Genomic DNA, 12,929 nt, shown 5'->3' on the forward strand with positions numbered 1-12,929 from the left:
TGACGTCCCGCGCGGATCGTCGCGCGGGATCCCCGAACTTTGAAGGAGGTGCGGCATGCTACGTTCCGCGACCACATGGCTTCTGGTGGGCCAGCGGCTGGGGATCGCCGCGATCACGCTGGTGATCGTGTCCTTCGCCGTCTTCTTTGCCACGGAACTGCTGCCCGGCGACGTGGCGGAAATCCTTCTGGGCCAGGCCGCCACCCCCGAAGCGGTGGCCGGCCTGCGCACGGCGATGGGTCTGGACGAACCGGCGATCTGGCGGTTCCTGTCCTGGCTTGGCGGTCTCGCCTCGGGCGATCTGGGGATGTCCTATGTGAACAACGTGTCCATCGCGGACATGCTGTCGGGGCGGCTGGCCAATTCCCTGCGGCTGGCGGGGATCGTGACGCTGGTCTGCGTGCCGGTGGCGCTGTTCTTGGGTATCGCGTCGGCCATGTGGCGGGGGTCGGTGCTGGACCGGGTGGTGTCGATGCTGACCATCTCCGTCATCTCGGTTCCCGAATTCATGGTGGCGACGCTGGCCGTGCTGATCTTCGCCGTCTGGCTCGGCTGGCTTCCGGCGCTGAGCTATGGGGTCGACGTGGACAGTTGGGGCGCGATGCTGAAGGCCTATGCGATGCCGGTCATCACCCTGTCCTTCGTGGTGTCGGCCCAGATGATCCGCATGACTCGCGCCGCCGTGATCGAGACGATCAACACCCCCTACGTCGAAATGGCCCTGCTGAAGGGCGCGTCGCGCACGCGGATGGTGCTGCGCCACGCGCTGCCGAACGCCTTGGGCCCGATCGCCAACGCCGTGGCCCTGTCGCTGTCCTATCTGGTGGGGGGCGTCATCATCGTGGAAACGGTCTTCAACTATCCGGGCGTGGCCAAGCTGATGGTGGACGCGGTGTCCACCCGCGACCTGCCGCTGATCCAAAGCTGCGCCATGATCTTCTGCTTCAGCTACCTTCTGCTGATCACGGTGGCCGACATGATCGCCATTCTCTCAAACCCGAGGTTGCGCCGTTGATGTCCATGTCCCTTCGCATTCCGACCCCGGCGCGGCTGGGATATTCGTTCAACTGGGTAGGCCGCATCGGTTTGGTTGTGATCCTGTTCTGGGCGGTGGCGGCCATCATCGGCCCGTGGATCACCCCCTATCCGACCGGAGAGATGGTCGATTTCGACTATTTCGGCCCCGTCAGCCAGAAGTTCTGGATGGGCACGGATTATCTGGGACGTGACATCCTTTCACGCGTGATCATGGGCGCGCGATACACCGTGGGCATCGCCTTGGCGGCGGTGACGCTGGCCTGCGCCGGGGGCGTGCTGCTGGGCATGATCGCGGGCGTGGCGGGGGGCTGGTTCGACACGCTGCTGTCGCGCCTCTTGGACGCGTTCAACGGCATCCCGTCGCTTCTGTTCGGGCTGGTCGTGGTGGCCGCGGTCGGGTCGTCCATCCCGGTGCTGATCCTGACGCTGGCCGCGATCTACCTTCCCGGTTCCTACCGCTTTGCCCGCGCGCTGGCGGTGAATGTCAACACGATGGATTTCGTCACCGTGGCCCGCGCCCGGGGCGAAGGCTTCACCCACCTGATCCTGCGCGAGATCTTTCCCAACATCCTTGGCCCCGTTCTGGCCGATCTGGGGCTGCGCTTCGTCTTCATCGTGCTGGTGCTGTCGGGCCTGTCTTTCCTGGGCCTTGGCGTGCAGCCGCCGAACGCCGACTGGGGCGCGCTGGTGCGCGAGAACATCGAGGGCCTCAGCCTTGGCGCCCCCGCCGTCATCTTCCCGTCGATCGCCATCGCCTCGCTGACGATCTCGGTGAACATGTTCATCGACAACCTGCCCACCCGCATCAGAGACCGGAGCGAATGATGACCCACCCCCTAGTCTCCGTCCGCGACCTGCGCATCGGCGCCACCACCGATTCCGGCCGGAAGGTGGAGATCATCAAGGGCGTCACCTTCGACATCGCCCCCGGCGAGATCGTGGCCCTGATCGGCGAATCCGGATCGGGCAAGACCACGATCGCGCTGTCGCTGATGGGCCACGCGCGGCCCGGCTGCGCGATCCACGGCGGCACGATCCGTCTGGGCGGGCACGACGTGACGGGCATGACCGAACGCCAGCGTGCCGCCCTTCGCGGGACCGAGGTGTCCTACATCCCCCAGTCCGCCGCCGCCGCCTTCAACCCGTCGAAGCGCATCATGGATCAGGTGGTGGAGATCACGTCGATTCACAACCTCATGCCCCGCTCCAAGGCCGAGGCGAAGGCGCGCGAGCTGTTCCGCGCGCTGGCCTTGCCGGATCCCGACACGATCGGCAGCCGCTATCCCCATCAGGTGTCGGGCGGGCAGTTGCAGCGCCTGTCGGCGGCGATGGCACTGATTGGTGATCCGCAGCTGGTGATCTTCGACGAACCGACCACCGCGCTGGACGTGACCACCCAGATCGAGGTGCTGCGCGCCTTCCGGTCCGTCATGGGGCAGGGCAACATGGCTGGGGTCTATGTCAGCCACGATCTGGCCGTGGTGGCCCAGATCGCCGACCGCATCATCGTGCTGCGAGGCGGCGTCGTGCAGGAGGAGGGGACCACCGAGCAGATCCTGACCGCGCCTACCCATTCCTACACCCGCCAGCTGCTGGACGCGTTCGAACCCGTGCCCCATGTGGCGGCGCCGAAGCTCGGGGCGGCGGCGCGTCCCATCCTTCAGGTCGACAACCTTTGCGCCGGCTATGGCGCGATCCGGAATGGCGAGCCTGCGGCGAAGATCCTGCAGAACGTCAGCTTCCGGCTGGAACGCGGCCGCAATCTTGGCGTGATCGGGGAATCCGGGTCGGGCAAGTCCACGCTGGCCCGCGCCATCGCGGGCATCCTGCCCGCCTATCGGGGCAACATCCAGCTGGACGGGGCGGAGCTGAAGCCGGATCTGGCCCAGCGCAGCAAGGACCAGTTGCGCCGCGCCCAGATCGTGTTCCAGCTGGCCGACACCGCCCTGAACCCCGCCCAGTCGATCGAGACGATCCTTGGCCGCCCCCTGACCTTCTATCACGGGATGAAGGACGCGAAGCGGGCCGCGCGCGTGGCGCAGCTTCTGGACATGGTCCATCTGCCCGCCACGCTGCGCCACCGCCTGCCGTCGGAGCTTTCGGGCGGACAGAAGCAGCGGGTGAACCTGGCCCGGGCGCTGGCCGCGGACCCCGAACTGATCCTGTGCGACGAGATCACCTCGGCACTGGACACGGTGGTGGCGGCGGCGATCCTTGATCTGCTGAAGGAGTTGCAGCGCGAGTTGAACCTGTCCTACATGTTCATCAGCCACGACCTGTCCACGGTGGAGGCGATCTGCGACGATGTGCTGGTGATGCTGAAGGGCCGCGTGGTGGAAGCGCTGCCCGCCGCCCGCATGTCGGCCGAGGCGGTGCATCCCTATTCGCGGCTCCTCATCTCCTCCATCCCGAAGCTGGACACGGGGTGGCTGAAGGGGCTGGAACAGGATCCCGACCTGATCGCGCAGTTCGCCCGCCGCTAGACGCGGTCGGCGAACAGGCGGGTCAGGGGGATCTGGTTCTTCACGAAAGGCGTCTTGATCACGACGAAGCTGAAATACTTGTCGATGCCCACGTCGCGGTCGATCAGCGCCTCGATGATGTTCTGGTAATCCACGATGCCCGCCGTCACGAACTTCACCAGATAGTCGTATCCCCCCGATACGAGGTGGCATTCGATGCAGCTGTCGATCTTTTCCAGCGCTTCCTGAAAGCGGGAAAAGTCGATCTGGCGGTGGTTCTTCAGCGTGAATTCCGTGAAGACGGTCAGCGTCTCGCCCAGCTTGGCCACGTCGATCTGCGCAGAATAGCCGATGATGTAGCCCGCCTGCTGCAGCTTCTTCACCCGCATCAGGCAGGGAGAGGGCGACAGCGCCACTAGGTCGGCCAGTTCCACGTTGGTGATCCGGCCGTTGCGCTGAAGTTCGGCCAGAATCTTCACGTCGATGCGGTCGAGTTTCAGGCGCGCGGTCATCTTGTCCCTCCTTGTGGGCCTTCCCCTTGTCGTGGAACTTCAAGCGTCTGCCAAGCCTGACCTTTTCGACAGGATCTGCCGCCCCCCGGCCCCGATGCGGCAGATGCCACCGGCGGTCCCGCCTTAACCTGTTCCCGAACGACCCGGAGGATGACATGCCCGCACCCCTTCTTTCCATCACCACCGATCCCACCCTGCCGGCCGAGGCCGATTGCGTCGTCATCGGCGGCGGCATCGTCGGCGTCAGCGCCGCCTATTGGCTGGCGCGGGCGGGGCAGAAGGTCGTGCTGCTGGAAAAGGGGCGCATAGGCGCCGAACAGTCCAGCCGTAACTGGGGATGGTGCCGTCAGCAGAACCGCGACGTGCGCGAACTCCCCCTTTCCACCCGCAGCCTTGCCCTGTGGGAGGAGATGGCAGCCGACCTTGGCCCCGACATCGGCTTTCGCCGCTGCGGGTTGCTGTATCTTTCGGACGATCCGGCAGAGCTGGAGGGCTGGGCCTCTTGGGGGCGGTTCGCGCGGGGCGAGGGGGTGGACACCCGGATGCTGACCGCCGCAGAGACGGCGGAGCGGGCGCGCGCCACCGGCCGGTCTTGGCAGGGCGGGGTGTGGTCGGTCAGCGACGGGATCGCCGATCCGGCCAGCGCCGCGCCGGTGATCGCGCGGGGCGTGGTGAAGCATGGCGGCCACGTGATCCAGCGCTGCGCCGCCCGGGGGATCGAACGGGCAGGCGGTCGGGTCAGCGGCGTCATCACCGAACGCGGCACGATCCGCACGCGCAACGTCGTGGTGGCGGGCGGCGCCTGGGCGGGCAGCTTCATGAACCAGCTGGGGGTGACCTTCCCCCAGGCCTCGGTCCGCAGTTCCATCCTGTCGATCATGCCGGGGGCCGAAGGCCTGCCGGACGCGCTGCACACGAAGGGCGTGTCGGTCACGCGGCGCGGGGACGGGGGGCACACGCTGGCCATTTCCGGCCGTGGCAGCGTCGATCTGACGCCCGGCATGCTGCGCGGCGCAAAGCACTTCCTGCCGATGTTCGCCAAACGCTGGCGGTCCCTTCGTCCCGGCTGGACGCAGGGCTGGGTCTCGGGGTTCGAGACGCGCGCGATCTGGCCCACCGACCGCGAAACTCCGATGGAACGGATGCGCGTTCTGGACCCCGCGCCTTCGGTCCCGCTGGTCCGCGAAACGCTGGCCCGCGCCCGTGCCTTGCTGCCGGCCCTGCGCGGCATTCCGGTGCAGGCCAGCTGGGCTGGCTTCATCGACAGCACGCCCGACGGGGTGCCGGTGATCGATGCCGACGTGGGCGTTCCGGGGCTGGTGCTGGCGGCGGGCCTGTCGGGCCACGGCTTCGGCATCGGGCCGGGCGTGGGGCATCTGGTGGCGGATCTGGCTTTGGGACGTGACCCGATCACCGAGGTCGCGCAATACCGGCTGGACCGGTTCCGGGGCAGCCAGTGGGGCAAGGTCGCGAAATTCTGACCTCATGCGAAGCGGGCGATATGCATCGCGTCCAGCGGCGTGTCGCAGCGGCCGGTGTTGATCAGTTCGGCCATCGCATCCCCTACGCCGGGCCCCAGTTGAAATCCGTGGCGGCAAAAGCCGAAGGCGTGGAACAGGCCCTGCCTGGTGAGGGAGGGGCCCATGACGGGCAACCCGTCCCCCACATGTCCCTCCGCCCCAGACCATTGACAGATCACGGCGACGTGGCGCAGCGCGGGCACCAGCCGCACCACCGCGCGCAACTGCTGGGGCAGGCGGGCGGGATCCAAATGCGCGTGGCCGGTCGCGGGATCCACCTCCATCCGGTCCACCGCGCCGCCGAAGACGACATTCCCACGCTCCACCTGCCGCAGATAGGCGCCATGGGCCGCCGCCCAGACCCCCACCACGGCAAGGACGCGGTGGGGCAGAGGTTCGGTCACGCCCATCTGCGGGCCGAAGCTGCGGATGGGAACAGGCTCGCCAAACTGTGCGGCCAGATCGCCGGCGCGCGCACCGACGCAATTCAAATTCACCAGCCGGTCGGCGGTGAAGGTGCCCTTGGAGGTCGTCTGCGTCCAAGTGGACCCCGCACCGGACCGGGATCCTCCACGATCCATGTGCCCAGTCGGGCCGCCGCCGCCGCGAATGCGGGCCCGGGGTTGCCCGTTCATCCTCGGGCGAAAGGGAGGCGCCGATGGCGTCAGGACCAAGACTCGGAAAGCGACGGCGCAGGTCGGCGGGCGACATCTCCTCCAGCGTCAGGCCTTCGAGGCGGGCGGCGTCAGCATAGGCGCGCATCAGGGCCAGCCCTTCGGGATTGAAGATCAGGCGCAGGTGGCCGGTGGCCTGAGATTCCACATCCCGGCCCAGAAGGCGTTCCGCCGCGTTCCACAGGGTCAGCGACCGGCGGGCCAGCGGCAGTTGCGCCGGATGCCGCCCGCTGCGCCGCACGTTCCCGAACGACGCGACGGTGGCCCCCGCGCCGATGTGCCCGCGCTCCACCAGCGTCACCGGAACGCCCCGCCGCGCCAGAAAGACGGCGGTGGTCGTGCCCATTAGTCCGCCGCCCAGAAGGATCACCGATATGCCCCGCCCCCGTCCTGCATTGGCCCATCAACGCACCTCTACCGCGATCCTGAACGGCTACGTGCATCCGCGCGTGTCCGGCTATCTGTCGGCGCTGGAAGGGCGCTTGACCGATCAGGGCGCGCCCGCGCGCGCCATGCTGACCAAATCCAACGGTGCCCTGACGACGGCGGGCGAGGGGCGACGCGATTGCGTGTCCATGCCGCTGTCGGGCACCGCGTCGGTAGTAATCGGGGAGTCGTGCTTGGCGCGGCAGGCGGGCGAAAGCCGCATCCTGACCCTGCACATCGGCGGCACTTCGGCCGATTTCGCGCTGATCGTGGACGGCGAGGTGCAGTTCGGGACCGATGAGCGGATCGGGGAATTCCCGCTGCACGTTCCCTCCGTGTCGGTCAGTCCGATCGGGATCGGGAGGCCACGGCCTCGAGGCGGTGCTGCGCGCCTTTGACGCCGTCTGCCAGCGCTTCCCCGACCTGCCGCGCCCCGAGGCGTTGGCCAAGGCCGCCGAATGACCGCCGGCCGCCTTGTCCGCCGCGCCGTGACCTTCCGGTTCGACGGGCAGGACCTGTCCGCGCTGGAGGGGGACACCTGTTGTCGGCCATCCTAACCCGCAGGACCCGTCTGCGGCAGGCCGAATTCGGGGCAGAAGGGCGGGCCGGCTTCTGCCTGATGGGCGCCTGCCAGGATTGCTGGATCTGGCAAGAAGACGGGCCGCGTTTGCGCGCCTGCTCCACCCCCCTGCGGGACGGGATGCGGCTGCTTTCGGCCCCTGCGGGGGGCTGACCCGCATGACGCGCGTCCTGATCGTCGGGGCCGGACCGGCCGGCATCCGCGCGGCCGAAGCGGTTGCCAAGGCCGGCCTGCGCCCCATCGTGGTGGATGAAGCCGCGCGTGCCGGCGGCCAGATCTATCGCCGCCCGCCCGAGGGGTTCCGTCGCGCGGCCGCCACGCTTTACGGGTCGGAGGCGGTCAAGGCGCAGCGCCTGCACGACCTTTTTGACGCCATGGTGAAGGCGGGGCAGGTGGAGCATTTGCCCGAACATTCCGTCTTCGCCTTGCGTGACGGGGTGGCGCATGTGGCCGGTGCGGGGGGCGGCCGCCGCATCCCCTATGACCGGCTGATCCTTGCGACGGGGGCCACGGACCGCGTGGTGCCGGTGCCGGGCCGGCAGTCGGCGGGCGTCTACACGCTGGGGGCCGCACAGATCGCGCTGAAGGCGCAGGGGATGGCGCTGGGGCGGCGGATCGTGCTGGCAGGCTCCGGTCCGCTGCTGACGCTGGTGGCGGTGCAGCTGATCAAGGCGGGGGCGGGGGTGGCGGCGGTGCTCGACACCTCGTCTTACGCCGATCAGATCTGGGGGGCGGCGGGGATGGCCTTGGCCCGACCGCGGGTGACGCTGCGGGGGCTGCGGATGCGCGCGGCGCTGGGCCGCCTTTACCATGCCGACGCGCGGCTGGTCCGGATCGCGACCGACGATCAGGGCCGCATCGCCCTGCATTTGCAGGACGCGCGCGGACGGCCGCAAGACACGCCCTGCGACGCCGTGGCGATGGGCTGGCACCTGCGGGCGGAAACGCAGCTGGCCGATCTCGCGGGAGCGCGCTTTGTCTGGTCGATGGACTGGGCGCAGTGGCTGCCGCAGGCGGACCCGATGGGGCGGGCGGGGCCGGGCCTGTATCTGGCGGGCGACGGTGTGCGGATCCTGGGCGCGGACGCGGCGGAACGGGCGGGAACGCTGCCCGCGCAGGCCTGTCTTCAGGATCTTGGGCATCCCGTGGCGGGCACCGGCGCCCTGCTGCGGCAGGTCGCGCGGCTGGATCGGTTCGGCCGCGCCATGGCCCGCGCCTTCCCCTGGCCCGCCCCGCAGGTGCACGCCTTGCCCGACACCACCATCCTGTGCCGGTGCGAGGGGGTGACGGTGGGCGACCTTCGTGCCGCCGCCGATCTGGGCGGGGCGGAGGCGAACCGCGTGACATCCATCGGCCGCATCGGCATGGGGCGCTGCCAAGGCCGCTATTGCCAGCTGGCGGCGGCGGAGCTGATCGCGCGGCAGGTGGGCTGCCCGGTACCGGACGCGGGGCGTCTGCGGGGCCAGCCGCCCGTGCGGCCGGTGCCGATCGCCGCGCTGCTGGAGGCCGAGGAGGGCTGACCGCACAATCTTCTGCCGCCCGCGCGCGACCGCACAAATCTGCCGCGTCCCTTCCTCATTCGGCAGCTTTCGCTGCCCTGTCGCCCGCACTCTGGCCCATGAACAACCCGGAGGTTGCCATGCCCCTTGCCTTCACCCCCGCCGATGTGCGCCTGCCATCCGGCCATTTCATCGATGGCGCCTATGTCACCGGCCCCGATGCGATCGAGGTGCGGGCGCCCTCCACCGGGCAAGTTCTGACCTCCATCCCCTGCGCCGATGCGGCGGTGGTGGACCGGGCGGTGCAGGCCGCACGGCGCGCGTTGGAGACGTCGGGCTGGGGCGGATGCGCCCCGCGCGACCGGTTGCGCGCGCTGCACCGCTGGGCCGACCTGATCGAGGCGGAGGCCCACACGCTGGCGCGGCTGGAAGCGATCTGCTCCTCTCGCCCGGTTTCCCATGCGGCGGCGGGGGATGTGGCGGTCACGGCCGAGCAAATCCGCTTCTTCGCCGAATTCGCCGACAAGGAAGGCGGGGATCTGGTGCCGACGCCCGACAGCAGCTTCGGCTACATCTCGGCCGAGCCCTATGGCGTGGTGGGGGCGATCGCGCCGTGGAACTTCCCCATCTCCATGGCCGGGTGGAAGCTGGGGCCGGCGCTGGCCGCCGGAAACGCTGTGGTGCTGAAACCGTCGGAGATGACGCCGTTCTCCACCCTCTATATGGCGGAACTGTCGGTGCGGGCGGGCATTCCGGCGGGGCTGGTCAACGTGGTGCTGGGGGACGGACCCATCACCGGCACGGCGATGACGGGACATCCGGGGATCGACAAGATCTCCTTCACCGGATCGACGCGGGCGGGGGCGGCGATCATGGAAAACATCGCCCGCACCGGCATCAAGCCGATGACGTTGGAACTGGGCGGCAAAAGCCCGATGGTCGTGTTCGACGACGCCGATCCCGACCTTGCGGCGGATTGCCTGGAACGCGGCATCCTGCCCAATGCGGGGCAGTTCTGCGTCGCAGGTTCGCGCATCATCGTGCAGCGCGGGATCGCCGATGCGCTGGCCGCGCGGCTTGCCGAACGATTCAACCGCCACCGCCCCGCTGCGACATGGGAGGCGGAGGCCGGTTTCTCGCCCATCATCTCCGAAATCCAGTTGGCACGGATCGACGGGATCGTGCAGGCCGCTGCGGGTCAAGGGGGGGAGATCCTGTGCGGCGGTTCGCGCTTTGACGGTGCGGGCAGCTTCTATCGCCCGACGCTGATCGCGGGCGTCACCGCATCGAACCCCGCCGTGACCGAGGAGATCTTCGGCCCCGTCGCCACCTTCCAGACCTTCGAGACGGAGGAGGAGGCGATGCATCTTGCCCGCCATCCCAGCTATGGCCTGTGCGCCGGGCTCTTCACCCGCGACCTTTCCCGCGCCCTGCGGTTGACGCGGCGGCTGGAAGCGGGAACGGTCTGGGTCAACCGCTATGGCCGGTCGCGCGACCACATCCTGCCGACGGGGGGATGGAAAGCCTCCGGCCTTGGCAAGGATCTGGGGCGCGAGGCGTTCGCCGCCAACCGCCGCACGAAATCGGTACTGATCGACCTTTGAAGGAGACGGACATGAAGGCCCACAAGATCGCGCTTATCCCCGGGGACGGCATCGGCGTGGATGTGACCGACGCGACCATGGAGGTGCTGAACATGGCCGCCGCCCGCTTCGGCTTCGCGCTGGACACCACCCGCTTCGACTGGTCGTGCGAGACGTATCTGGCCACCGGCCGGATGATGCCCGAAGACGGGATCGAGACGCTGCGCGGCTTCGACGCGATCTATCTGGGGGCCGTGGGCTGGCCCGCGACGGTGCCGGATTCCGTGTCCCTGCACGGATTGCTGCTGCCGATCCGCAAGGCCTTCGACCAATACGCCAACATTCGCCCGCACCGGGTTCTTCCCGGCGTGGAGGGGCCGCTGAAGGCCGAAGGCTTCGACATCCTTTGCATCCGCGAAAACACCGAAGGCGAATATTCCGGCGCGGGCGGGCGCGTCCATCACGGCCGCGACAACGAGGTGGCGGTGGAAACCGCGATCTTCACCCGCAAGGGGGTGGAGCGGATCCTGCGCTTCGGCTTTGAACAGGCGCGGTCGCGGCGCAAGCACCTCACCTCCGTCACGAAATCCAACGCGCAACGCTATTCCATGGTGTTCTGGGATGAGGTGACGCAGCAGCTGGCCGCCGAATATCCCGACGTGACCGTCAGCCACATGCACATCGACGCGATGGCCGCCAAGATGGTGATGGCGCCGCAGGATCTGGACGTGATCGTGGCGTCCAACCTGTTCGGCGACATCCTGACGGATCTGGGCGCGGCGATCCAGGGGGGCCTCGGGTTCGCGGCCTCGGCCAACATCTGCCCGGACCGCAGCGGCCCTTCCATGTTCGAGCCGGTCCATGGTTCGGCCCCCGACATCGCGGGAAAGAACATCGCCAACCCCATCGCCGCGATCTGGTCCGGCGCCATGATGCTGGAACATCTGGGCGAAAGCGCCGCCGCCACGGCGGTGCTGGCCGCGGTGCAGACGGCCACGGCGCAGGGCGTCGGCATCCGTCCCGGATCGCACGGCACCGACGCGATCACGGCGGCCATCCTGAAGGCGTTGGAGGCCTGAGATGAAGCTGAGCGACACCGACCTTTTCCGCCAGGCCGCCCTGATCGACGGCGAATGGATCGCCCGCCCCGACATGGAGGTGACCGATCCCGCGACCGGCCTGGCCATGGGCACAATGCCCGACTGCACGGCCGCCGAAACGACGCGGGCCATCGCCGCCGCCGAACAGGCGATGAAGGGGTGGCGCGCCCGCACCCATGCGGACCGCGCCGACATCCTGATGCGCTGGTACCAGCTGATGCTGGACCACACCGACGATCTGGCCCAGATCCTGACGGCCGAACAGGGCAAACCCTTGGCCGAGGCGAAGGGGGAGGTGGTCTACGGCGCCTCCTTCGTGCGCTGGTTCGCCGAGGAGGCGCGCCGGATCAACGGCAAGATCATCCCCTCACCCGTGCCCGGCAAGAAGATCTTCGCGATGAAAGAGCCCGTGGGCGTCTGCGCGATCATCACGCCCTGGAACTTTCCCATCGCGATGATCACGCGCAAGGTGGCGCCGGGTCTGGCGGCGGGCTGCACTATGGTGCTGAAACCGTCGGACTTCACGCCCTATTCCGCGCTGGCCATGGCGGTGCTGGCGGAACACGCCGGCGTGCCGCGCGGGGTCATCAACGTCCTGACCGGCCGGCCCGAGGCGATCGGCGCCACGCTGACCGCAAGCCCCGTGGTGCGCAAGCTGTCCTTCACCGGTTCGACGCGTGTGGGGGCCCTGCTGGCCGAACAATGCGCCCCGACGCTGAAGAAGCTGTCGTTGGAACTGGGCGGCAACGCGCCCTTCATCGTGTTCGACGACGCTGATCTGGACGCCGCGGTCGAAGGCGCGATGGTGTCGAAGTTCCGCAACGGGGGCCAGACTTGTGTCTGCGCCAACCGCATCCTGGTGCAGTCGGGCATTCACGACGCCTTCGTCGCGGCGCTTGCAAAACGGGTGGATGCGCTGAAGGTGGGCCCGGGGACGGAGGCGGGCACCACCATCGGCCCGATGATCAACGCCGCCGCCATCACCAAGATCCGCAGCCATGTGCAGGACGCCCTGTCCAAAGGCGCCCGCGCGGCCACCGCCGCCCGCGATCTGGGCGACGCCTATGCCGATCCGGTGGTGCTGGTGGGGGCCACGACCGACATGCAGCTTGCATCCGAGGAAACCTTCGGCCCCGTCGCCCCCGTCTTCCGGTTCGAGACGGAGGAGGAGGCGCTGGCCATCGCCAATGGCACGCCCTTCGGCCTTGCCGCCTATTTCTTCACCCGCGACATGGCCCGCGCCTTCCGCGTGGGCGAGGCGCTGGAGTTCGGCCTTGTCGGGCTGAACACCGGCGGCGTCAGCCACGAGGTGGCCCCCTTCGGCGGGGTGAAATCCTCGGGCCTCGGCCGCGAAGGGGCGCAGGAAGGGATCGAGGAGTATCTGGAAACTAAGGCCTTCCATTTCGGCGGGTTGTAAATCCCGCTGACAACCTGTCTGACGAATTAATCGATATAGCTCGTATTCAACAGACGACTTCGCTGCGAAACTGGTGTATGCCTTTCAGACCGACGCGCGTTCGGGCGGACTAACCCTC

General features: G+C 68.5%; 12 protein-coding genes and 1 pseudogene. 10 read left to right on the top strand and 3 right to left on the bottom strand.

Going from position 1 to position 12,929, the window contains the following annotated elements; genetic code table 11:
• Window positions 1–55 precede the first annotated feature (55 nt).
• Genes ACSHZY_RS07345 through ACSHZY_RS07355 form a run of 3 tightly spaced genes read left to right on the top strand, consistent with a single transcriptional unit; the run spans window position 56 to window position 3,521 of the window.
• Window positions 56–1,015, top strand: a complete 960-nt coding sequence (locus ACSHZY_RS07345) for an ABC transporter permease (RefSeq protein WP_435167522.1) — start codon at window positions 56–58, stop codon at window positions 1,013–1,015.
• A gap of 5 nt (window positions 1,016–1,020) precedes the next feature.
• Window positions 1,021–1,863: an ABC transporter permease gene (locus tag ACSHZY_RS07350; protein WP_435167525.1), complete on the top strand. Its 843-nt coding sequence runs from the start codon at window positions 1,021–1,023 to the stop codon at window positions 1,861–1,863.
• Entirely contained in the window at window positions 1,863–3,521 is a 1,659-nt protein-coding gene (locus ACSHZY_RS07355; RefSeq protein WP_435167528.1) for an ABC transporter ATP-binding protein, read from the top strand. The genes ACSHZY_RS07350 and ACSHZY_RS07355 overlap by 1 nt, the downstream gene beginning before the upstream one ends.
• On the opposite strand, the gene ACSHZY_RS07360 is transcribed toward ACSHZY_RS07355, so the two are convergent.
• A complete protein-coding gene (locus ACSHZY_RS07360) occupies window positions 3,518–4,012 on the bottom strand; it encodes an Lrp/AsnC family transcriptional regulator (RefSeq protein ID WP_435167531.1) in 495 nt (164 codons plus the stop codon). The genes ACSHZY_RS07355 and ACSHZY_RS07360 overlap by 4 nt on opposite strands.
• A 155-nt stretch (window positions 4,013–4,167) precedes the next feature.
• Between ACSHZY_RS07360 and ACSHZY_RS07365 the strand changes: the two genes are divergently transcribed.
• Complete coding sequence (locus tag ACSHZY_RS07365; protein WP_435167534.1) at window positions 4,168–5,493, top strand: NAD(P)/FAD-dependent oxidoreductase; 1,326 nt, start codon at window positions 4,168–4,170, stop codon at window positions 5,491–5,493.
• Window positions 5,494–5,495: 2 nt separating this feature from the next.
• Here ACSHZY_RS07365 and ACSHZY_RS07370 read toward each other — a convergent pair whose 3' ends face one another.
• Both ACSHZY_RS07370 and ACSHZY_RS07375 read right to left on the bottom strand, forming a co-directional pair.
• Window positions 5,496–6,167, bottom strand: a complete 672-nt coding sequence (locus ACSHZY_RS07370) for an NAD(P)/FAD-dependent oxidoreductase (protein ID WP_435167537.1) — start codon at window positions 6,165–6,167, stop codon at window positions 5,496–5,498.
• 49 nt (window positions 6,168–6,216) lie between these two features.
• Window positions 6,217–6,552: pseudogene (locus ACSHZY_RS07375) on the bottom strand (NAD(P)/FAD-dependent oxidoreductase); the annotation flags it as partial.
• A gap of 28 nt (window positions 6,553–6,580) precedes the next feature.
• Here ACSHZY_RS07375 and ACSHZY_RS07380 point away from each other — a divergent pair.
• From ACSHZY_RS07380 to ACSHZY_RS07405, 6 genes are all read left to right on the top strand, one after another.
• A complete protein-coding gene (locus ACSHZY_RS07380; RefSeq protein WP_435167539.1) occupies window positions 6,581–7,030 on the top strand; it encodes a hydantoinase/oxoprolinase family protein in 450 nt (149 codons plus the stop codon).
• A gap of 143 nt (window positions 7,031–7,173) precedes the next feature.
• Window positions 7,174–7,365, top strand: a complete 192-nt coding sequence (locus ACSHZY_RS07385) for a 2Fe-2S iron-sulfur cluster-binding protein (RefSeq protein WP_435167542.1) — start codon at window positions 7,174–7,176, stop codon at window positions 7,363–7,365.
• 5 nt (window positions 7,366–7,370) lie between these two features.
• Window positions 7,371–8,732: an FAD-dependent oxidoreductase gene (locus tag ACSHZY_RS07390; RefSeq protein WP_435167545.1), complete on the top strand. Its 1,362-nt coding sequence runs from the start codon at window positions 7,371–7,373 to the stop codon at window positions 8,730–8,732.
• 119 nt (window positions 8,733–8,851) lie between these two features.
• Window positions 8,852–10,315 carry an aldehyde dehydrogenase family protein gene (locus ACSHZY_RS07395; protein WP_435167548.1) on the top strand — a complete coding sequence of 488 codons (1,464 nt, stop codon included), beginning with the start codon at window positions 8,852–8,854 and terminating at the stop codon, window positions 10,313–10,315.
• 11 nt (window positions 10,316–10,326) lie between these two features.
• Window positions 10,327–11,373 carry a tartrate dehydrogenase gene (locus tag ACSHZY_RS07400; RefSeq protein ID WP_435167551.1) on the top strand — a complete coding sequence of 349 codons (1,047 nt, stop codon included), beginning with the start codon at window positions 10,327–10,329 and terminating at the stop codon, window positions 11,371–11,373.
• Window position 11,374: 1 nt separating this feature from the next.
• Window positions 11,375–12,811 (top strand): NAD-dependent succinate-semialdehyde dehydrogenase, encoded by a 1,437-nt coding sequence (locus tag ACSHZY_RS07405; RefSeq protein ID WP_435167554.1) that lies wholly within the window; start codon window positions 11,375–11,377, stop codon window positions 12,809–12,811.
• Window positions 12,812–12,929: the final 118 nt, after the last annotated feature.

Origin of the sequence: Falsirhodobacter sp. 1013, from assembly GCF_051195255.1 — a bacterium.
Classification (GTDB): domain Bacteria; phylum Pseudomonadota; class Alphaproteobacteria; order Rhodobacterales; family Rhodobacteraceae; genus Falsirhodobacter.

What these genes read in the sequence shown, in the direction of transcription:
- ACSHZY_RS07345 (WP_435167522.1), top strand. Translation starts at nt 56, where the DNA reads ATGCTACGTTCCGCGACCACATGGCTTCTGGTGGGCCAGCGGCTGGGG.
- ACSHZY_RS07350 (WP_435167525.1), top strand. Translation starts at nt 1,021, where the DNA reads ATGTCCCTTCGCATTCCGACCCCGGCGCGGCTGGGATATTCGTTCAAC.
- ACSHZY_RS07355 (WP_435167528.1), top strand. Translation starts at nt 1,863, where the DNA reads ATGACCCACCCCCTAGTCTCCGTCCGCGACCTGCGCATCGGCGCCACC.
- ACSHZY_RS07360 (WP_435167531.1), bottom strand. Translation starts at nt 4,012, where the DNA reads ATGACCGCGCGCCTGAAACTCGACCGCATCGACGTGAAGATTCTGGCC.
- ACSHZY_RS07365 (WP_435167534.1), top strand. Translation starts at nt 4,168, where the DNA reads ATGCCCGCACCCCTTCTTTCCATCACCACCGATCCCACCCTGCCGGCC.
- ACSHZY_RS07370 (WP_435167537.1), bottom strand. Translation starts at nt 6,167, where the DNA reads ATGAACGGGCAACCCCGGGCCCGCATTCGCGGCGGCGGCGGCCCGACT.
- ACSHZY_RS07380 (WP_435167539.1), top strand. Translation starts at nt 6,581, where the DNA reads ATGCCCCGCCCCCGTCCTGCATTGGCCCATCAACGCACCTCTACCGCG.
- ACSHZY_RS07390 (WP_435167545.1), top strand. Translation starts at nt 7,371, where the DNA reads ATGACGCGCGTCCTGATCGTCGGGGCCGGACCGGCCGGCATCCGCGCG.
- ACSHZY_RS07395 (WP_435167548.1), top strand. Translation starts at nt 8,852, where the DNA reads ATGCCCCTTGCCTTCACCCCCGCCGATGTGCGCCTGCCATCCGGCCAT.
- ACSHZY_RS07400 (WP_435167551.1), top strand. Translation starts at nt 10,327, where the DNA reads ATGAAGGCCCACAAGATCGCGCTTATCCCCGGGGACGGCATCGGCGTG.
- ACSHZY_RS07405 (WP_435167554.1), top strand. Translation starts at nt 11,375, where the DNA reads ATGAAGCTGAGCGACACCGACCTTTTCCGCCAGGCCGCCCTGATCGAC.